Annotated in this window: 14 protein-coding genes; 3 read left to right on the top strand and 11 right to left on the bottom strand. The window is 71.1% G+C overall.

Going from position 1 to position 19,280, the window contains the following annotated elements; translation table 11 throughout:
• Positions 1-159 precede the first annotated feature (159 nt).
• Complete coding sequence (locus ACH4SI_RS03130) at positions 160-606, top strand: SRPBCC family protein (RefSeq protein WP_398291876.1); 447 nt, start codon at positions 160-162, stop codon at positions 604-606.
• 50 nt (positions 607-656) lie between these two features.
• Here ACH4SI_RS03130 and ACH4SI_RS03135 read toward each other — a convergent pair whose 3' ends face one another.
• From ACH4SI_RS03135 to ACH4SI_RS03180, 10 genes are all read right to left on the bottom strand, one after another.
• On the bottom strand, positions 657-1,058 hold the full coding sequence (locus tag ACH4SI_RS03135) for a DUF3662 domain-containing protein (protein ID WP_398291878.1): 402 nt from the start codon (positions 1,056-1,058) through the stop codon (positions 657-659).
• Between the two features lie 92 nt (positions 1,059-1,150).
• Complete coding sequence (locus tag ACH4SI_RS03140) at positions 1,151-1,549, bottom strand: SseB family protein (protein WP_398291880.1); 399 nt, start codon at positions 1,547-1,549, stop codon at positions 1,151-1,153.
• A 161-nt stretch (positions 1,550-1,710) separates the two neighbouring features.
• Positions 1,711-2,499 carry a hypothetical protein gene (locus tag ACH4SI_RS03145; RefSeq protein WP_398291882.1) on the bottom strand — a complete coding sequence of 263 codons (789 nt, stop codon included), beginning with the start codon at positions 2,497-2,499 and terminating at the stop codon, positions 1,711-1,713.
• 279 nt (positions 2,500-2,778) lie between these two features.
• On the bottom strand, positions 2,779-3,819 hold the full coding sequence (locus tag ACH4SI_RS03150) for an NAD(P)-dependent alcohol dehydrogenase (RefSeq protein WP_398291884.1): 1,041 nt from the start codon (positions 3,817-3,819) through the stop codon (positions 2,779-2,781).
• 212 nt (positions 3,820-4,031) lie between these two features.
• Complete coding sequence (locus ACH4SI_RS03155) at positions 4,032-5,402, bottom strand: MFS transporter (protein WP_398291886.1); 1,371 nt, start codon at positions 5,400-5,402, stop codon at positions 4,032-4,034.
• A 132-nt stretch (positions 5,403-5,534) separates the two neighbouring features.
• The gene (locus tag ACH4SI_RS03160) at positions 5,535-7,067 is read right to left on the bottom strand and encodes a mannitol dehydrogenase family protein (RefSeq protein ID WP_398291888.1); all 1,533 of its coding nucleotides are present in this window, start codon (positions 7,065-7,067) and stop codon (positions 5,535-5,537) included.
• Positions 7,068-7,078: 11 nt separating this feature from the next.
• Positions 7,079-8,311 (bottom strand): D-mannonate dehydratase ManD, encoded by a 1,233-nt coding sequence (manD, locus tag ACH4SI_RS03165; protein WP_398291890.1) that lies wholly within the window; start codon positions 8,309-8,311, stop codon positions 7,079-7,081.
• Positions 8,308-9,306 carry a 2-hydroxyacid dehydrogenase gene (locus ACH4SI_RS03170; protein WP_398291892.1) on the bottom strand — a complete coding sequence of 333 codons (999 nt, stop codon included), beginning with the start codon at positions 9,304-9,306 and terminating at the stop codon, positions 8,308-8,310. Before ACH4SI_RS03170 ends, manD begins: the two co-directional genes overlap by 4 nt.
• Positions 9,303-10,334 carry a LacI family DNA-binding transcriptional regulator gene (locus ACH4SI_RS03175; RefSeq protein ID WP_398291895.1) on the bottom strand — a complete coding sequence of 344 codons (1,032 nt, stop codon included), beginning with the start codon at positions 10,332-10,334 and terminating at the stop codon, positions 9,303-9,305. The genes ACH4SI_RS03170 and ACH4SI_RS03175 overlap by 4 nt, the downstream gene beginning before the upstream one ends.
• 154 nt (positions 10,335-10,488) lie before the next feature.
• On the bottom strand, positions 10,489-13,866 hold the full coding sequence (locus tag ACH4SI_RS03180) for a pyruvate carboxylase (RefSeq protein WP_398291897.1): 3,378 nt from the start codon (positions 13,864-13,866) through the stop codon (positions 10,489-10,491).
• 183 nt (positions 13,867-14,049) lie between these two features.
• On the opposite strand from ACH4SI_RS03180, the gene ACH4SI_RS03185 reads away from it, so the two are divergent.
• The gene (locus ACH4SI_RS03185) at positions 14,050-15,270 is read left to right on the top strand and encodes a cytochrome P450 (protein WP_398291899.1); all 1,221 of its coding nucleotides are present in this window, start codon (positions 14,050-14,052) and stop codon (positions 15,268-15,270) included.
• Positions 15,271-15,330: 60 nt separating this feature from the next.
• Complete coding sequence (locus tag ACH4SI_RS03190; RefSeq protein ID WP_398291901.1) at positions 15,331-15,924, top strand: helix-turn-helix domain-containing protein; 594 nt, start codon at positions 15,331-15,333, stop codon at positions 15,922-15,924.
• A 10-nt stretch (positions 15,925-15,934) separates the two neighbouring features.
• On the opposite strand, the gene ACH4SI_RS03195 is transcribed toward ACH4SI_RS03190, so the two are convergent.
• Positions 15,935-19,132, bottom strand: coding sequence for a cytochrome P450 (locus tag ACH4SI_RS03195; RefSeq protein WP_398291904.1), 3,198 nt, complete (start codon positions 19,130-19,132; stop codon positions 15,935-15,937).
• Positions 19,133-19,280 lie beyond the last annotated feature (148 nt).

The following is a 19,280-nucleotide window of genomic DNA, read 5'->3' on the forward strand; positions in this document are numbered from 1 at the left end:
TGTCGTTGTACGGAGCAGTTGTCGCGTCGCGCTGATGTCAGGCGCCGACCGACACCCGTGAATACGGACCATTCACTTCCGTCGCTCAAACATCTTGCCGTTTTTTACCCGCTCTTGGGTGGACGCGCCCTGACCTGTGCGTTCGCTACGATCGGCGTCGTGGCCCACTTCCGGATCGAGCGTCCCTCGCCCCACCCCGTCGACGAGACCTGGCGGCGGCTGACCCAGTGGCAGCGGCACGGCGCGTACGTGCCGTTGAGCAGCGTCGCTGTGCGGACGGAGGGACCGACGCGGGTGGGCACGGTAGTGGTGGCCCACACCGGGGCGGGGCGCGCCGGGTTCGACGACCCCATGGAAGTGGTGCGCTGGGAACCGCCGGGCGGCGGTCGGCCGGGGCGCTGCCGGCTGGAGAAGCGCGGCTCCGTGGTGCTGGGCTGGGCCGAGATCGAGGTGTGGGCCCGTGGCGAGCGGTCGCTGGTGATCTGGCGGGAGGAGGCGCGGGTGGCGCGGCTGCCGAGGGCGCTGGACGCACCGACCGCATGGGCCGGGCGTGTGGTCTTCGGCCGGGTGCTGCGCGGGCTGCTGGAGGAACCAGGGTCCCTCTGACGGATTTCCGCGGGGTCCCGGAGATCCGTCAGAAGACCCCTGGCCGTCGGCTAGCGGGCGCCGTCGGCGAAGGCGTCCGCGCGGATGTGGGTGAGCGGGGTGGCGACCACCCGGTACCGCCCGTTGGGCACGTCGCTCGACTTGGTGACGTGGACGGTGAGCGGGCCCGCCCACTCGTACCCGCGCTCCTCCGCGTGCCGCATCAGGCTGTCCGCCAGGGTCTGGCCCGCCTGCTTGCCGTGCCGGGACAGCTCCTCGTACACCTCGTCGGACAGCTCGACGTCATAGGCGTTGGGCACGACCACGCGGCTCGGACTGCACATCACCACCTGGCTGTCGCATTCCTCTCGCAGGGCGCCGAGCAGTTCCACCGGCTCGGTGGGGAACATCTTGGCGAGCAGTGCGTCCTCGAAGCGCTCTATCGCTCGTTCGATCCGGGTCAGCGTGTCCATGCGCACGCGGGTGCCCGAAAAGCAGCGGATGTATGTGCACGACTACGGTCGGCACATACATCCGCGCCCTGGGTGAGCATGAGGGAAAGCGCTCAGCCGGCGGCGCGGCTGAGCAGGGTCTTGACCCCGGTGGCCGTCAGCGTGACCGCTTCCGGGGCACCGGCGTCGATGGTCAGCGAAAGCTCCTCGGAGGGCCAGCCCTGGGCCAGCGCGCCCAGCGGCACCTGGTGGTAACGCTCGATCTGCGGCAGGGCCTGGTGCATGCGCTCCGGAGTGGTGAAGACGGGCACCAGCTGGGCGCCGTCCTCCTGCTGGAACACCGGCAGGGTCACCGCCTGCGGGTCGGTGTTCTCGGCACTCTCGGCGGCGGGAAGCAGTACCTCACTGCCGGCGAGGGTGTTCAGCGCGGACTCGTCCGCACGGTCCGCGGCCAGCTCGCTGAGGGCGTGCTGGGTGGCGGTAACGGCGTTGTCGTCGGGAAGAGCAGTCATGATTCCGTCCAAGATCGGTATGTGCGAGTGGCCGTGCCCGGGACCGGGCGTCCTGGCCACGGCTGGCTCGAATACCCGGTTGTACGGCACTCACACATCCCGTGGCGGAGAGTTTTCGTTTTCTGCTCGGAATACCGCTTGGACACCCCTCGGGTAACCGCTCAGGTGCCCCGGTATGCCTTGTAGTTCCGGAAGAGCAGATAGGTGTCGAGGATGTCGGAGGACGCGCTCTCGACCGACCGGTAGATCCCCCACTTGGGCCGCTGGTAGTCGCCCTGGTCCGGCATCTTCACGTTCGACATGCTGCCCTGTACCGCGACCGGGGCGCCGGAACCGGTGCCGTTGCGGGCAGTGAACGCGGCCTTTCCACTGGACCCGATGGTCAGCGTCCACTCGATGGTGATCCACTTGTTGCGCAGGGGCGAGAGATCGGTCGAGGCGATGTCCGGCGAGCCGGAGTTCGCGTACGCCCGCGCCCGCAGCGTCTCCTTGCTGCCGCTGCGGCCCAGGTCCAGGGTGATGTACGGGCCGCCGTTGTCGACCGGGGTCTTGGTCTGGAAGATGTGCGTGAATTTGCTGGTGCCGTGCAGCGAGGACGGCATGTACATCTCGTACGAGAGGGTCCAGGTCTCCCCGTCCCGCATCTTCAGTTTCGTACCGCCCTGCACCATCCCCCTGGACTCGGTGCGCTGGCGGTCGCCGTCGCCGGTGGTGTCCCGGTCGTCCTTCCAGATGTTGAAGCGGTAGTGGTCACCGCCTTCGACCACGACATAGTTCCGGTCGGGGTGCTGGTTGCCGCGGTCGGCCTCGATGCCCTCGAATGCCTTGAGCCCGACGCCGGACGGGCTGGGGTTCCAGACCAGTTGCGGCGCCAGGGCGGCCGCGGAGGCCGGGGAGGCGCCCGACGTCAGCTGCCCGAGGAGGGGTACGCCGACGGCCGTGGCGGTCATGGAGCCGAGTAACGTCCGACGACTGAAACCGCGTGGAGCGGAGTCTTCTGTCATGAGGGGTCCCTGTGGAGGAGGTCGGAGGAGCTGGGGGAAGGTGCATCCCGCGCGGGATGCACCGGCGTGGCGCGTACATACGATGGACTGGACCATTGGGGTCGTCAAGGCTCGCGACACGGTTATTCATCCCATGTCTTGGTAACGACATCGGCGGCCGCTCCCGGGAGGGGAGCGGCCGCCGAAAATCGAAATCCGCTCTGCGATGGCGGAATTGAGTGGCCGTCAGATCGTGGCGGCGTCGATGACGAAGCGGTAGCGGACATCGCTGGAGAGCACCCGCTCGAACGCCGTGTTGATCTCCTCGGCCCGGATGGTCTCGATCTCGGCGCCCACCCCGTGCTCGGCGCAGAAGTCGAGCATCTCCTGCGTCTCGGCGATGCCGCCGATGAACGAACCGGCGAGGGTCCGGCGGCCCATGACCACCGAGAAGAGGTTGAGCGAGATGGGCTCCTCCGGGAGGCCCACGTTCACCAGAGCGCCGTCCGTCTTCAGCAGCTTCAGGTACGCGCCGAAGTCCAGCGGCGCGGACACCGTGGACAGGATGATGTCGAAGGTGCCGTCCAGCTCCTCGAAGGTCCGCGGGTCGCTGGTCGCGTAGTAGTGGTCGGCGCCGAGCCGCAGCCCGTCGTCCTGCTTGCGCAGCGACTGGCTCAGCACGGTGACCTCCGCGCCCATCGCGTGCGCCAGCTTGACGGCCACGTGGCCGAGGCCACCCATGCCGAGGACGGCGACCTTGCTGCCCGGCCCGGCCTTCCAGTGGCGCAGCGGGGAGTACGTGGTGATGCCCGCGCAGAGCAGCGGCGCGGCGACGTCCAGCGGAAGCGCGTCGGGGATCCGTACGACGTAGTTCTCGTCGACGACGATGGCGGTGGAGTAGCCGCCGTAGGTGGTCTCGCCGTACTTGTCGGTGGCGGCGTACGTGGCGGTGTGGCCCTCGGCGCAGTACTGCTCCAGGCCCTTGCGGCAGTTCTCGCAACGACGGCAGGAGTCCACGAAGCAGCCGACGCCCACCCGGTCGCCGACGGCGTACGCGGTGACACCGGATCCGACCTCGGTGACGACACCGGCGATCTCATGACCCGGCACCAGCGGGAACGGCACCTCGCTCCAGCCCTCCCGGACCTGGTGGATGTCCGAGTGGCAGATGCCCGAGTACTTGATGTCGATCACCACGTCGAACTCGCCGGCCGGGCGGCGCTCGATCGAGGTGCGCTCCAGCGGGGCCTTGGGGGCTGATGCGGCGTACGCGGCAACGGTACTCATGGGGCGTTTTCACTCCTTGCGGTGGATCCGTGTTCGGCCTCCTTCGCATCCATGGCCGAACACCGTGGCAAGGCTGCCAAAGTGGGGCCAGAGTGGCCAAAAGTTGAATCAATCTGAGAGGCTGGTGGCCAGCGGAGGAGAAGCGGGGAGATACGCCCCGAGCGGGCCGCCGGAGGACGCCGACGACCCGCTCGCCATGGGGAAAGTCCCGGTCACACGGGTTGGCGCGGGACGGTGGCGTCGGCCGCGGTGTTCAGATCGCGGTCCAGGGTTTCCGGGGTCAGCCGGGTCGTGAGGAGACTCACCGCCGCGACCACGGTCATGTAGACAGCGACCGGTATCCAGGAGCCGGTGAACGCGGTGAGCAGCGCGCTGCAGATGAGCGGCGCGACACCGCCTCCTATCAACGAGGAGAACTCGCGGCCCAGGGTGACCCCGGCGTAGCGGTAGCGGTTTCCGAACAGCTCCGGGAAGTAGCTCATGTGCACGCCGACCAGGCCCTGGCAGGCCAGGATGAAGCCGACCGCGATCGCCACCGCGATGGCCACCTTCGAGCCCGAGTTCAGCGCGATGAACGTCGGGGCGGGCAGCAGCACCATGCCGGTGAGAATCAGCGAACACACGGGGCGCCGTCCGATGCGGTCCGACAGGGCGCCGAACGCGATGGCCGCCACACCGCCGCAGAGGGAGCCCAGCAGCAGCACCTCGGGCACGAAGCTCTTCTCGACACCCACGCTGGACACCAGGTAGGAGGCCATGAACACCTGGTAGGTGTACGACTGCGTGCTGACCCCGAAGTTCATGAGGATCACCAGCAGCAGGGGCTTGCGACCGTGCTTGAAGACCTCCTTGACCGGTGAGGCGGGCCGCTCGTGCTGTTCCTTCAGCTCCTTGAAGACCGGGCTCTCGTTGAGCTTGCGGCGCATGACCATGGCGGCCGCGGTCACCAGGAGGCTGCTGGCGAAGACCACCCGCCAGCCCCAGGACATCAGCGCGTCCTCGGGCAGTTGCTGGGCGAGCATCCAGGCCACCGCGCCCAGCGCGGTGCCGAGTGCCGCCCCCGTCATGACCAGGGACGACAGCCTGCCGCGCCGCCCCGGCGCGGCCGTTTCCGTGAGCAAGGTGGCGCCTCCTGCCTGCTCGGCGCCCGCGCCGAGGCCCTGCGCCATGCGGCAGATCAGCAGCAGGATCGGGGCGAGGATGCCCACCGACCCGTACGTCGGGAGCAGGCCGATGGCGAGGGTGGAGCCGCCCATGAGGAACAGGGTGGCGATCAGCACCCACTTGCGGCCGAGGCGGTCCCCGAAACGGGAGAAGAAGAGCCCGCCCAGCGGCCGGGCGGCGAAGCCGACGGCATAGGTGCTGAAGCTGGCGAGGAGGCCCACGGACGCCGAGACATTGGGAAAGAAGAGATCGCTGAAGATCAGCGCCGAGGCGGTGCCGTAGATGACGAAGTCGTACTGTTCGAGCGCGGTGCCGACCAGGCCGGCCCAAGCCGCGCGGCGTACCGCCTGTGGGTCGGCGGGCGGTTCACCGGTCGGGGTGGTGGCGGGTGGTGGGGGAGTGGCGGTGTTGCTCTCCATGATCCATGCCTCCTTGAACGGATCGCTTCCGGAGCGGAATCGGGCAGGGCGAAGCAGGGGGAGTGGCGGGGCGGGGGACGAAGGGGGAGGGAAGCGGGGGACGGGGGCTTCGGCGGGGCCCTGAACGGGCCCTCAGTGGGAGCCGCGGGCATCGGCCGCCGCCGCGGCGGGACCGTGCCGGACGATGATGTCGATGAGTTCGGCGATCCGGTCGGTGAAGGCCGGATGGTCCGTCAGGCCGTCGCCGAGCAGCCCGCTCTCCAGCACGGCCTCGACGAACGCGCTACGGGGCCCGCCGGGCGCGCGACGGGCGAGGCCGGCGAGCGGCTCGCGCGCCGGATCGGCCATCGCGGCGGCCTGGGGCCCGGGTGAGAAGCCGGACGGCGGTGCCACGCAGCACAGGTACGCGGCCACGGTCAGCGCCAGATGGTGGGGCATCCGCCCGGCCCGCAGATGGAGCAGGGCCGGTTCCGGCACCCGCTGGCGGAGCTTGACCGAGCCGTCCGAGCCGACCTGCCGGGTGCGGTGGCCCAGTGCGGTATTGGCCCAGCGGTCGAACAATTGCCGTATGTAATCCTCCAGTTGGATGTCGGCGGGCACGGTGAGGCTCGGCAGATAGTCGTCGTGGAGCACCTGCCGCGCGGCCTCGGCGACGAACGGCCGGGCGATGGCGTCCGGGATGGTCTCCCGCCCGTCCAGCGCGCCGAGATAGGCGATGAGCGAATGGGTACCGTTGAGCAGCCGCAGCTTCAGCAGCTCGTACGGTTCCACGTCGTCCGTGAACAGCGCCCCGCCGTGCTCCCAGCGCGGACGGCCGGCGGCGAAACGATCCTCCATGACCCACATGGAGAACGGCTCGGCCGGTACGGGGACGGCGTCGCGCACCCCGAGGTGACCTGCGACCGCGTCACGGTACACATCGGTGGTGGCGGGGACGATCCGGTCGACCATGGAGCCGGGGAACGTCACCGAACGCGTCAGCCACGGCAGCAGCTCCTCGCGCTCCGCCGCCGGAAGCGCCTCGGCGAACTCGTGCACCAGCCGCCGGGTCTGGGATCCGTTGCCCACCAGGTTGTCGCAGCTGAGCACCGTCAGCGGCCGGGCGTGGGTGCGGACGCGCCGCTGCAGCCCGCGCACGATCCGTCCGATGGTGGTCCGGGGCGGGGCGCCACCGCGCAGATCGGCCCGTACCGCGGGGGAGTCGAGGTCGAGTCCATGGGTGCGCGGGGAGAAGGTGTAGCCGTGTTCGGTGACGGTGAGGGTCACGATGGCAGTGCCGGGCGCGGCCAGCGCGCCCTGGACCTCCTCCGGCTGCTCCGCGGCCACCAGCGCCCCGGTGTGCACCGCGGGCACGGTGACCCGGGTGCCGGAGGGGGAGATCTCCACCACCGCGTAACGCAGTTGCTGCTCGCGCAGCGCCCGGGCCACCGTGGCCGAGCGGCCGGCGACCCCGAGAATGCCCCAGGGGCCGTCGGCGTGGTCCAGCGCGGCCGCGGTGTGCACGGCCTGGTGGGCGCGGTGGAAGTTGCCGAGCCCCAGATGCACGATGCCGGTCTCGGCGGGCGGCCGCCGCGGTGTGAGCACGGACGTGGCGGTGGTGCGGTCCAGGCGCGGCAGCCGCGCCGGAGTGGCCAGGGTGGAGGGCGGCGTGGGGGTCCCTGTCATGGGGGCGGTCCTCACCAATCCGTCATCGAGCCGTCGCGCCGTCGCGCGATGGGCAGGTAGGCGGGTTCGTACGGGAAGCGGGCGGCGAGCGCTTCGTCCACCTCGACACCGAGGCCGGGCTCGTCGCCGGGGTGCAGATGTCCGTGGGCGTAGGACCACGCGTGGCCGAACACCTCGTGCACGACCGGCTCGTAGCCCATGTACTCCTGGATGGCGAAGTTCGGTGTGGCCAGCCCCACGTGCAGCGACGCGGCCAGCGCCACCGGGGACACGTCCGAGGGACCGTGCGGGCCGAGCCGTATCTGCCAGATCTCGGCGAGCGCCGCGATCCGCCGCAGATGGCTGATCCCGCCCGCGTGGCTCACACAGGTCCGTACGAAGTCGATCAGCTGCTCGGTGATCAGCGACTGGCATTCCCAGACCGTGTTGAACACCTCGCCGATCGCCAGCGGCACGGTGGTGTGCTGCCGTACGTGCCGCAGCACCTGCTGGTTCTCCGCGGGGGTGACGTCCTCGAGCCAGAACAGGTCCGCTTCCTCCAGCGCGCGGCCGAGCCGGGCGGCCTGGCCAGGGGTGAGGCGGTGGTGCACATCGTGCAGCACCTTCAGCTCGGGCCCGACATGGTCCCGTACCGCGCCCAGGACCTTCGGCGCGTGCCGGAGGTAGGCGTCGGTGTCCCACACCTCCTCCGCCGGGGCGGCGCCGCGGCCGGCCGGTTCGTACCCCGGGCCGCCGCGGCTCACCCCGTACACCGTGTCAAGACCGGGCACACCGCTCTGCGCCCGCACCGCGCGGAACCCCTCCTCGCGCCGGGCGTCGATCGAGTCCAGCAGCTGCGGGACGTCCCAGCCGGTGGCGTGGGTGTACGTGAGGATCCGGTCGCGGACGGCGCCGCCCAGCAGCTGGTAGACGGGCTGGCCGGTGGTCTTGCCCTTGATGTCCCACAGCGCCATGTCCACCGCGCCGATGGACGTCATCGTCACCGGGCCGCGCCGCCAGTAGACCCCGCGGTAGAGGTACTGCCAGGTGTCCTCGATCCGCGCCGGGTCGCGGCCGATGAGCAGCGGCGCCACATGGTCCCGCAGATACGAGGCGACGGCCAGCTCACGGCCGTTGAGCGTGGCGTCGCCCCAGCCCACGAGGCCCTCGGCGGTGGTGATTTTGAGGGTGACGAAATTGCGGCCGGGGCTGGTGACCAGCACCTCGGCGGTGGCGATGGTGTCGCTTCGGGACGTGGTGCTCACCGGACCACCGCCACCACGTTGTGCAGCGGCTCGCCCGTGGCCAGCCGGCCGATGTTGGCGGTGATGTCGGCGGCGCGGCGGATGAAGGTCTGCCGCGTGAGCCCGGAGGAGTGCGGAGTCATCAGTACGTTGTCCAGCGTCTCGAAGGGGTGCTTGCCGGGGGCGCCGGTGTGTCCGCTCGTCGGGTACCGGTACCAGACGTCGAGCGCCGCGGCCCCGATGGTGTGCGTACGCAACGCCCGGTACAGCGCGTCCTCGTCCACGACGGGACCGCGTCCCACGTTGACCAGGACCGCCGAGGAGCGCATCCGGGACAGCTCGGCCTCGCCGATGAGCCCGGTGGTCTCCGGGGTGAGCGGCGCCGACACCACGACCACATCGGAGGTGTCCAGCAGCGCGCCGAGGTCGTCGATGGTCCCGGCCCAGGCCAGCCCCTCGGCCGCCGCGTCCACCTCGCCCCGCCGGGTGACCGCCACTCCGCTCGCGCCGAACGCCCGGAAGCCCTGCCAGCAGCGGGCGCCGATGTGGCCGAAGCCGACGAAGCCGACGGTGGTTGCGGACAGCGAGTCCATCCAGGGGGAGCGCGGATCGTGCGCGGGGGAGTCCCATACAGCGCGGCGCAGCGCCTGGTGCTGGCGCAGAAAGCCACGGCGCAGCAGGATCGCGGCCGATACGACGTACTCGGCGATCGCGTCCTCGTGGTGGAAGGTGTTGGCCACCTGAGTCCCGGGCGGCAGCGCGGCCAAGTCGATTTTGTCCGTCCCCGCACCGGCGGTGTGGACCAGGCGGAGCCGGGTGGCGAGGGCGGCCGTACGGGCGGTGCACTGCCCCGCCACCAGCACGTCCGCGGGGGACACCGCGGCCTCGACGGCCTCGCTGTCCCGGGGATCGGGCCAGTGGGTGACCGTGCCCGCCGGAAGGGCGGCCTCGAACTCGGCGCGCAGTGGATGGAGGTTGGCGTCGGCGACCACCACGGTCAGTGGCCCGGCGGTCATGGGGCGTCCTTCCCGGCTGCCACCGCGGCGACGTCCGGGACGGAGTGCGCAGGGCCGGTGGACCCGCGCACGATGAGCTGGGTGGGCAGCCGCAGGGTGCGGGGCGTCTGCCGCTCGCCGCCGAGGATCTGCCCCAGCAGCTCGTCGGCGAGCGCGCCGGCCCGGGCCATCGGCACCACGATGCTGGTCAGGGACGGCTGCGCCACTTCGGCGAACGGGATGTCGTCGACGCCGATGACGCTCAGCCGCTCGGGAACGCTCAGCCCCAGCGCCCGGGCGCCGGAGATCACTCCCAGGGCCATCAGATCGTTGTGCGCGATCACGGCGGACGCTCCGGACGCCATGACGCTCGCCGCGGCGGCCGTTCCGCCCGCCGCCGTCTCGGCCTGCCAGCCCAGCAACTCCAGCTCCAGCCCGGTCCGTTCGGTCTCGGCGCGGACCAGGGCGACCCGGTGGGAGTTGGACCAGGAACGCTGCATGCCCTGGACGTAGGCGATCCGGCGGTGGCCGAGCGCGGCCAGGTAGTCCACGGCCTGGCGCAGCCCGTGGGCCGCGTCGGCGATCACGCAGTCGGCGCCCGCCGTCTCCCGGTTGACCAGCACGACGGGTGTCCGTCCGCACAGGTCCAGGACCTCGTCCGCGTCCAGCCGGGGCGAGCACACGATCAGGCCGTCCGCCTGTCCCTTCAGGTGCGCGATCACCTCGCGCTCGCGGCCCGGGTCGAGATCGGTGTCGGCGAGCACGACGGTCTGCCGGCGGCGCCACCCCTCACCCTGCGCGGCCTTCACGAACGACCCGAAGACGGGATTGGCGATGTCGGGGACGACGACGGCGACGGTGGCGGTCCGGCCGCCGGCGGAGGTCTCGGTGGCACGTGCCACCGGTGGTTCGTAACCCAGCTCTTGTGCAACGGTCAGGATCTTGCGCAAGGTCTGCGGTCCGAGCCGGTCCGGGTTGCTGAACGCCCGGGAGGCCGTGGACAGCGCCACATTGGCGCTTTTGGCGACGTCGGTGAGGGTGGGGGCCATGGCGGCCCGCTACCGGTACGAGAGGGGGGCGCGGGTGAACGACATAGGGCATGGTGTTCACCGCCTGGCAACCTTGTCAACGGTTGCCAAAATATTGGCAAGACCCCGGCCCGGTGGTCTGAATCCTCCACCGGGCCGGGGTCCGAAGCCCGCCTCAGCCGAGGTCGACCAGCAGGTCACCGCCCTCCACCTGTTGGATGGCGTTGATGGCCACCCGCGAGACCCGGCCGGCCTTCGGCGCGGCGATGGTGGCCTCCATCTTCATCGCCTCGATGGTGGCCACGGTGGCACCCGCCTCGACCTGGTCGCCCTCGGTGACGGTCAGCGTCACCACCCCGGCGAACGGCGCGGCCACATGGCCCGGGTTGCTCTTGTCCGCCTTCTCGGTGGCCGGGATGTCGGAGGCCGCGGAGGTGTCCCGGACCTGGATCGGGCGCAGTTGGCCGTTCAGGGTGGACATCACCGTACGCATGCCACGCTCGTCGGCCTCGCCGATGGCCTCCAGCTCGATGAGCAGCCGGACTCCGGGTTCGAGGTCCACCGCGTACTCCTTCCCCGGGCGGATCCCGTAGAAGAAGTCCTTGCTGTCCAGCACGCTGGTGTCGCCGAACGTCTCCCGGTGGGTCTCGAACTCCTTCGTCGGACCGGGGAAGAGCAGCCGGTTCAGGGTCCGGCGGCGGTCGTCGGCGAGGTGCTGCCGGTCCTCTGCGGACAGCTCCTCGACTGTCGGCTTGGCCTCGGCGCGGCCCTCCAGCGCCTTGGTGCGGAAGGGCTCCGGCCAGCCGCCGGGCGGGCTGCCCAGCTCGCCGCGCAGGAAGCCGATGACCGAGTCCGGGATGTCGAACTTGTTGGGCTCGGCCTTGAAGTCCTCCGGCGACACCCCGGCGCCCACCAGGTGCAGCGCGAGATCGCCGACGACCTTCGAGGACGGGGTGACCTTGACCAGGTGGCCGAGGATGCGGTCGGCGGCGGCGTACATCGCCTCGATGTCCTCGAAGCGGTCGCCGAGGCCGAGCGCGATGGCCTGGGTGCGCAGGTTGGACAGCTGGCCGCCGGGGATCTCGTGGTGGTACACCCGCCCGGTCGGGGAGGCGAGGCCCGCCTCGAAGGGCGCGTAGACCTTGCGCACGCTCTCCCAGTACGGCTCAAGACCGCCGATCGCCTCCAGGTCCAGGCCGGTGGGCCGCTCGGAGTGGTCGGTGGCGGCCACGATCGCCGACAGCGAGGGCTGTGAGGTGGTGCCCGCCATGGACGCCACCGCCCCGTCCACCGCGTCCGCACCGGCCTGGATCGCGGCCAGATAGGTGGCGAGCTGTCCGCCCGCGGTGTCATGGGTGTGGAGGTGAACCGGCAGGTCGAACTCCCGGCGCAGGGCGGACACCAGCTTCGCGGCGGCCGGGGCGCGCAGCAGCCCCGCCATGTCCTTGATGGCCAGCACATGCGCCCCCGCGTCCACGATCTGCTCGGCGAGCCGCAGATAGTAGTCCAGGGTGTAGAGCTTCTCCGACGGATCGGACAGATCGCTGGTGTAGCACAGCGCCACTTCGGCGACCGCGCTGCCGGTGTCCCGCACCGCCTCGATGGCGGGCCGCATCTGCCCGATGTCGTTGAGGGCGTCGAAGATGCGGAAGATGTCGATGCCGGTGGCGGTGGCCTCGTGGACGAAGGCGTCCGTCACCTCGGTCGGGTACGGGGTGTATCCGACGGTGTTGCGGCCGCGCAGCAGCATCTGCAGACAGATGTTGGGCACCGCCTCGCGCAGCGCGGCCAGCCGCTCCCAGGGGTCCTCGGCGAGGAACCGCAGCGCCACGTCGTAGGTGGCGCCGCCCCAGCACTCCAGCGACAGCAGCTCCGGCACGGTGTGCGCCACCGCCGGGGCCACCGCGAGGAGGTCCTTGGTGCGGACGCGGGTGGCCAGCAGCGACTGGTGTGCGTCGCGGAAGGTGGTGTCGGTGACGCCGATCCGCGGCGACTCGCGCAGCCACCGCGCGAATCCCTCCGGGCCCAGCTCGGTGAGGGTCTGCTTCGACCCGGCGGGCGGCGCCGTGTCGGGCACCCGCGGCAGCTTCCCGGCCGCTTCGATCAGCTGGGGCCGCGGGCCGTGCGGCTTGTTGACCGTGACGTCGGCGAGATAGGTGAGCAGCTTGGTGCCGCGGTCGGCGGAGTGCCGTGCGGTCAGCAGATGCGGCCGCTGCTCGATGAACGACGTGGTGATCTTCCCGGCCTGGAAGTCCGGGTCCTCCAGCACGGCCTGGAGGAACGGAACGTTGGTGGACACCCCGCGGATACGGAACTCCGCCACCGCGCGCCGGGCCCGCCCGATGGCATGGCCGAAGTCGCGGCCCCGGCAGGTCAGCTTCACCAGCATCGAGTCGAAGTGCGCGCTGATCTCGGCGCCGGCGTGAGTGGTGCCGCCGTCGAGGCGGATGCCCGAGCCGCCCGGTGAGCGGTAGGCGCTGATCATGCCGACGTCCGGGCGGAAGCCGTTGGCCGGGTCCTCGGTGGTGATCCGGCACTGCAGCGCGGCGCCGCGCAGATAGACGGTGTCCTGCGACAGGCCGAGGCCGGGCAGCGTCTCCCCGCTCGCGATCCGCATCTGCGACTGGACGAGGTCGACATCGGTGATCTCCTCGGTCACCGTGTGCTCGACCTGGATCCGCGGGTTCATCTCGATGAAGACGTGGTTGCCGTCGCGGTCCAGCAGGAATTCCACGGTGCCCGCGTTGCGGTAGCCGATCTGCCGGGCGAACTTCACCGCGTCCGCGCAGATTCGCTCGCGCAGCTCCGGGTCGAGGCCGGGGGCGGGGGCCAGCTCGATGACCTTCTGGTGGCGGCGCTGGAGCGAACAGTCCCGCTCGAACAGGTGCATGACATTGCCCTCGGCATCGGCGAGGATCTGCACCTCGATGTGGCGGGGCTCGACGACCGCCTTCTCCAGGAAGACCGTCGGATCGCCGAACGCCGACTCGGCCTCGCGGGCCGCCGCCTCGATCGACTCGCGCAGCTGCCCGGGCTCCTCGACCCGCCGCATCCCGCGCCCGCCACCGCCCGCGACCGCCTTGACGAACACCGGGAAGCCCAGCTCCTCCGCCGCCCGCACCAGCTCGTCCACGTCCGAGGAGGGCTCCGAGGAGCCGAGCACCGGTACCCCCGCCGCCCGGGCCGCGGCCACCGCCCGCGCCTTGTTGCCGGTCAGCTCCAGCGTCTCCGCGCTCGGGCCGACGAAGGTGATCCCCGCCTCCTCGCACGCCCGCGCGAGGTCGGGGTTCTCGGACAGGAAGCCATATCCGGGGTACACCGCGTCGGCGCCCGCCCGCCGCGCCGCGCCCACGATCTCCTCGACGGACAGATAGGCCCGCACCGGATGACCCGGCTCGCCGATCTCGTACGCCTCATCGGCCTTGAGCCGGTGCAGCGAGTTGCGGTCCTCGTGCGGGAACACCGCGACCGTTCTCGCCCCCAGCTCATAGCCGGCGCGGAACGCCCGAATGGCGATCTCTCCTCGGTTGGCGACCAGAACCTTCCGGAACATGTCCCATCCCTTTCTTACGCCCGTCCTACTGCCCGGTACGAACACAAGGCTGTCCGCGACACTACTGCTGCCCAGCACGCCTGACGGCACCCTTGTGATCCAGTTCGCACCTCGGGCATGGTGCCCGGGGGACCGAACGGCGTTCCCCGGGAGATTCCGCGAGCCGTTCCGAGGAGGACCATCGTGAGTGCCCCGTCGTCCGCGCCCCACCAGGCCCCGCCGCCCCACCAGGCGCCGCCGTACCCCAAGCAGCGCGCCAACTACGTCGACCCCGCGCCCGCACTGATCACCGGGCCCGCCGTCAGCCCGCTCCGGTTCGTCGGCGGCAGTACGGGATGGCTGGTCACCGGATACCAGGAGGCCCGCGAGGTGCTGCGGGACCCGCGCTTCAGCGCCGAGCGGTGGCGCGGCGACGACACGGTGCGGCCCATCTCGCAGACCGTCCGGGAGAACCGTGGCAACGGGCCGGGGTCGTTTCTCAGCATGGACGCGCCCGAACACGGTCACTATCGCGGGTTACTCACCCGCTACTTCACCGTACGGCGGATGCGCGCACTCGAACCCCGGATCGACGGCATCGTGACCGACTGTCTGGACGCCCTGGAGGCCGCGGGAAAACCGGCCGACCTGGTGGAACACTTCGCACTGCCGATGCCCTCGCTGGTGATCTGCGAAATGCTCGGCGTGCCCTACGCGGAGCGCGAGACGTTCCAGCGGGCCAGCGCGCAGATCCTGGTCCAGGATCAGAGCGGCGGCCAGTTCGACCAGGGCATGCGTACGATCACCGAATTCCTCGGCGAACTGACCGCCGCCAAACGGCGCGCTCCCCAGGACGATCTGATCTCGTACCTCACCTCGGTCGGCGAGCTGTCCGACGTCGAGATCATCAATATGTCGGCGCTGCTGCTGATCGCCGGCCACGAGACCACCACCAACATGCTCAGCCTCGGCACCTTCACCCTGCTCCAGAACCCCGAGCAGATGCGGCGGCTGCGCGAGGACGACGCGCTGGTGCCCGGCGCGGTGGAGGAGCTGCTGCGCTACCTGAGCATCGTCAACGCCTTCCCGGTCCGCATCGCGCTGGAGGACGTCGAGATCGGCGGCGTCACCGTCACTGCGGGCCAGAGCGTGGCGGTCTCGGTCCCGGCCGTGAACCGGGACCCCGCACTGGTGGACGAGCCCCAGAGGCTCGACGTCGGCCGCCCCCGCAGCAGCCACCTCGCGTTCGGATACGGCATCCACCAGTGCCTCGGCCAGAACCTGGCCCGGATCGAGCTGGCGGCGGGCTACCGAGGGCTGCTCGGCCGGTTCCCGGACCTCGCGCTCGCGGTGGCGCCGGACGAGGTGCCGATGCGCAGCGACATGGTCATCTACGGGGCCCATGAGCTGCCCGTCACCTGGTGAGTACCCGGTGGTGATCGACGACGCTTGACAAAATTTCTTGCCGCACCGGCAAATGGGGTCATGGCAGACGACGACATTCCCGGGGTGCTGAACGCCGTCGGCCCGCGGCTGCGGGCGTTGCGGCGGGAGCGCGGAGCCACCTTGGCCCAGCTGAGCGAGACCACCGGGATCTCGCTCTCCACCCTCTCGCGGCTGGAGTCCGGGCAGCGCAAGCCCACGCTGGAACTGCTGCTGCCCCTGGCCAAGGCCCATGGCGTTCAGCTGGACGAGCTGGTCGGCGCGCCGCCCACCGGCGACCCCCGCATCTATCCACGCCCCTTCACCCGGCACGGGCAGACGTTCGTGCCGCTGACCCGCTACCTCGGCGGACTGCACGCCTACAAGCAGATCCTGCCCGGCCGGTCGTCGGGCGCCGACGACCGGCCTTCGCAGGCGGTGCACGAGGGCTACGAGTGGCTGTACGTGCTCTCCGGCAAGCTGCGCCTGGCACTCGGCGAGCACGATCTGACCCTCACCGCGGGCGAGGCCGCCGAGTTCGACACCCGTACGCCCCACGGCTTCGCCAGCGCGAGCGCACAGCCCGTCGAGTTCCTCAGCCTCTTCGGCGCCCAGGGCGAGCGCATGCATGTGCGCGCCCGCCCTGCCGGCGACTGAACCTCGCCGGTCATCCGGCGTAGACGTCCTCCACGTACCGGCCCTCGGCCGTCAGGGAGTCCAGCCAGCGCTGCGCCGCCGCGTCGTCGGCGCCGGGGGTGTGGGCCGCGTACACCGACCGGAACGCATCCCGCACACCCGGGGCCATCCGGGCGCCGTCGCCGCACACGTACACCGCGGCGCCCTCCGCCAGCAGCCGCCAGATCTCCTCGCCGTCGGCGGCGATGCGGTGCTGGACGAAGCGATGGCCGTCCACCGGGGCCTGGCTGAACGCCGGGCGCATGGACACGGCACCGGCGGCCTCGGCGGCACGCAGCTCCGCGGCGTGCAGATAGTCGGCGTCCGGCGCGTCGCAGCCGAAGTAGCACAGCGCCGGGGCGAGCGGGGTGCCGCACTCCAGATGCGCCCGCCGGTCGGCGATGGTGCCGCGGAAGGGGGCGAGTCCGGTGCCGGCGGACACCATGATGACCGGCCGGTCCGGCGCGTGGCCGACGCGGAACGCGTCACGGCAGGGCTGCACCCGGGCCAGCACGGTGTCCCCGGGCCGCACCGCGTTCAGGTGGCCGGAGCCGGTGCCCTGGAAGCCGCTCGCCTCGTCGCGCAGCAGCGACACCATCAGATCGACATGGCGCGGTGAGACGGCGGGGGAGGAGGAGACCGAGTAGTGGCGCGGCCGCAGCGGCGGCAGCAGCTCCAGCAGCACCGGCCAGGTCAGCGTCTCGCGCAGTGCCGGGTTGGCCTCGATCAGGTCCAGCAGGGTGCGCTCTCCCGGGGTCTGCGCGGCGAGCGCCGCCTTCTCCGGCGGGCAGGGGTTCAGCTCGCCGAGCAGGGCCAGCTGCTCGGCGTTCGGACGGTGGTTCAGCTCCACGTGGTGCGTCAGCAGCTCCCGTACGCGGACCGGCCGGTCCACCGCCAGACCGCCGCGGCGGCCCGGGCGGGTGGGCACGATGCTGAGCACCGTCTCCGGGTCGGCGTGGAGCAGCTTGGCGGCCCGGGTCACCAGGGCGGGATCGTTGGCCGGGAGCACCGTGAGGTGGTCGGCGGTGCGGTAGGTGACCCCCTCGGGCAGGGCCAGCCGGACGAACCGCTTGACGCGCGGATACGAGGGATCGCTGAGGCTGCCGGTCTCGGTGACCTCCATCGCCACCATGCCGTGCTGCCGCGCCAGGCCGTCCAGCGGCCCGCCGGTGACCTCGGTGACGGTGTACGCCGGGCAGTCGTCCGTGGCGTCGCCCGGGGCCGCGCCCACGGTGGCAGGGTCGCCGTGGCGCTCCAGCAGGGCGGTGCGCAGCCGCATCCGGAAGTCCCGGACCGTGCCGCTGAGATCGCCCGAGGCGTCGGCCGCGGCCCGGTCGGCGAGCCGGGTGGCGCCGAGGGCGGCCAGCCGCTCGTCGATCAGGGTCGGCACGCGCTGGTACGTGGCGGCCCAGTTGCGGTCGCCGACCCCGAGTACCGCGTAGCTCACGCCGTCCGCCGCGCCAGGACCGGCCGTCTCCAGCCAGGCCAGGAAGGCGGCGGCGTCGTCGGTGGGCTGCCCGTTGTAGGAGGCGGCGGTGATGACCACCGGGCGGTCGGTGGGCAGCCCGCCCGCGTAATGGTCGAGCGGGGCGACCTCGGTGGCGCAGCCCAGCCCGTCGGCATCGGCGGCCAGGTCCTCGGCGAAGGAGCGGCAGGTCCCGAAGTTGGTGCCGTACAGCAGCAGCGCACCGGTGTCCTGGTGGACCCGGGTGGGCAGCGAGGCGTCCCGTGCGGGGGTGTTCTCTGCCGCCGCGCCGGCCGCCGCCACCGCCCGCTCCTCCGGGGTGCGGGGGACGAGCCGCAGGGTGAGACCCTCGGGCTTGAGGGTGAGCGACTCCTTGACGTGCAGCCGGTAGTCCGCGTGGTCGATCAGCCGGTAGCGGTGCATCAGCATCGCGAGCAGCATGGTGGCCTCGTGCAGCGCGAACTGCCGCCCGATGCAGGCCCGTTCACCGGTTCCGAACGGCTTGTACGCGTGCACCGGACGCGCCGCCTCGGCCTCCGGGTCGAAGCGGGAGGGGTCGAACAGCTCCGGGTTGTCGCCCCACACCGCGGCGCGGTGCAGCATCGGGGTGAGCACGATGGCCGGCTGCCCGGCCTTCATCGGAACGCGCCCGCCGAGCATCGTGTCCTCGCGCGCCTGCCGGGAGAAGGCGGCCGCGGTCGGCCACAGCCGCAGCGCCTCGTTCAGCACCTGGCGGGTGTAGCGCAACAGCCCCACCTGCTCGAACGTCGGCTCCGGGTCCGCGCCCGAGCCGAACAGCGCGTCCGCCTCCCGCTGCACCCGGCGCAGCTCGCCCGGGTTCTTGGCGAGGTAGTGCAGGGCGAAGGACAGCGCGCCCGAGGTGGTCTCATGACCCGCGATCAGGAAGGTGATCACCTGGTCCCGGATGTTGGCGTGGTCCAGCGGTGTGCCGTCGGACGGATGCGTGGACGTGAGCATCAGCCCCAGCAGATCGTCGGTGCCCGTCTCGCCCGCGGCGACCCGGGCCTGGATCACCTCGTCGACGACGGACGTGAGATACGCCGTATCGGCGCGGAACGCCTCGTCCTCCTCGCTGTAGTCCACGTCCGGGCGGCGCGCCACCTTGCGCATGCTCCACTCCAGGCAGCGCACCATGGCCTGGACGAACGGATGCGGTTCCGCGCGGTCGAACGAGCCGAAGTCGTAGCCGAACCCGGCGAGACCGATGGTGTCCAGCGTCATCCGCGTCATGTCGTCGGTCACCGCGACCGGATCCCCGCTCGCCGCGCGGGCGTCCCAGGTGTCGATCACCCGCCGCGCCACCTGGAGCATCACCGGGTGGTACGTGCGCATCGAGCCGAGCGCGAAGGCGGGCATCAGGATGTCATGCGCCTTCGCCCAGTTCGGCTCGTCGTTGTACGCCGTGAACAGCCCGTCGTGGGTGAACTCCCGGACGTTCTCCAGCGACTGGTTGACGTACTTGGCGAACCGCTCGTCGTCGCAGAGTTCCGCCACCAGATCGGGGTCGCTGACGAACAGCATGTCGGTCCCGTGCAGCCGCCGTCGCAGCACCGGGCCGTGGCGCCGCGTCAGCTCCATGGCCTGCTGGACCGGGGTGTTGTTCGTGTGCTGGGAGATGTCGACGAGCGGTATGCCGTCGGCGCCATGGCTGTCGGCGCCGCTGCCGTCGGCGGTCTCGGCCGGAAGGAGGGGGGTTTCGGTCATGACGATGCGATGCCTTCCATGCGGGGGATGTCTCCAGCCTCGCCCCGGCGGACCACACCGCGCGTACGTCGCACTACATGATTTTGTAGTGCCGGATGGTGCGACGGACTTGCGCACGCACCGTCCGAAGTATCAAAAGGCGGTACCG

The organism is Streptomyces sp. NPDC021212 (genome assembly GCF_044332925.1).
In the GTDB taxonomy this organism is placed as follows: Bacteria; Actinomycetota; Actinomycetes; order Streptomycetales; family Streptomycetaceae; genus Streptomyces.

Bases quoted from the DNA above. Each gene is read 5' to 3' on its own strand.
- ACH4SI_RS03160 (WP_398291888.1), bottom strand. From the start codon at position 7,067: ATGACAGGGACCCCCACGCCGCCCTCCACCCTGGCCACTCCGGCGCGG.
- ACH4SI_RS03195 (WP_398291904.1), bottom strand. From the start codon at position 19,132: ATGACCGAAACCCCCCTCCTTCCGGCCGAGACCGCCGACGGCAGCGGC.
- ACH4SI_RS03180 (WP_398291897.1), bottom strand. From the start codon at position 13,866: ATGTTCCGGAAGGTTCTGGTCGCCAACCGAGGAGAGATCGCCATTCGG.
- ACH4SI_RS03150 (WP_398291884.1), bottom strand. From the start codon at position 3,819: ATGAGTACCGTTGCCGCGTACGCCGCATCAGCCCCCAAGGCCCCGCTG.
- ACH4SI_RS03155 (WP_398291886.1), bottom strand. From the start codon at position 5,402: ATGGAGAGCAACACCGCCACTCCCCCACCACCCGCCACCACCCCGACC.
- ACH4SI_RS03175 (WP_398291895.1), bottom strand. From the start codon at position 10,334: ATGGCCCCCACCCTCACCGACGTCGCCAAAAGCGCCAATGTGGCGCTG.
- ACH4SI_RS03140 (WP_398291880.1), bottom strand. From the start codon at position 1,549: ATGACTGCTCTTCCCGACGACAACGCCGTTACCGCCACCCAGCACGCC.
- ACH4SI_RS03135 (WP_398291878.1), bottom strand. From the start codon at position 1,058: ATGGACACGCTGACCCGGATCGAACGAGCGATAGAGCGCTTCGAGGAC.
- ACH4SI_RS03170 (WP_398291892.1), bottom strand. From the start codon at position 9,306: ATGACCGCCGGGCCACTGACCGTGGTGGTCGCCGACGCCAACCTCCAT.
- ACH4SI_RS03145 (WP_398291882.1), bottom strand. From the start codon at position 2,499: ATGACCGCCACGGCCGTCGGCGTACCCCTCCTCGGGCAGCTGACGTCG.
- ACH4SI_RS03190 (WP_398291901.1), top strand. From the start codon at position 15,331: ATGGCAGACGACGACATTCCCGGGGTGCTGAACGCCGTCGGCCCGCGG.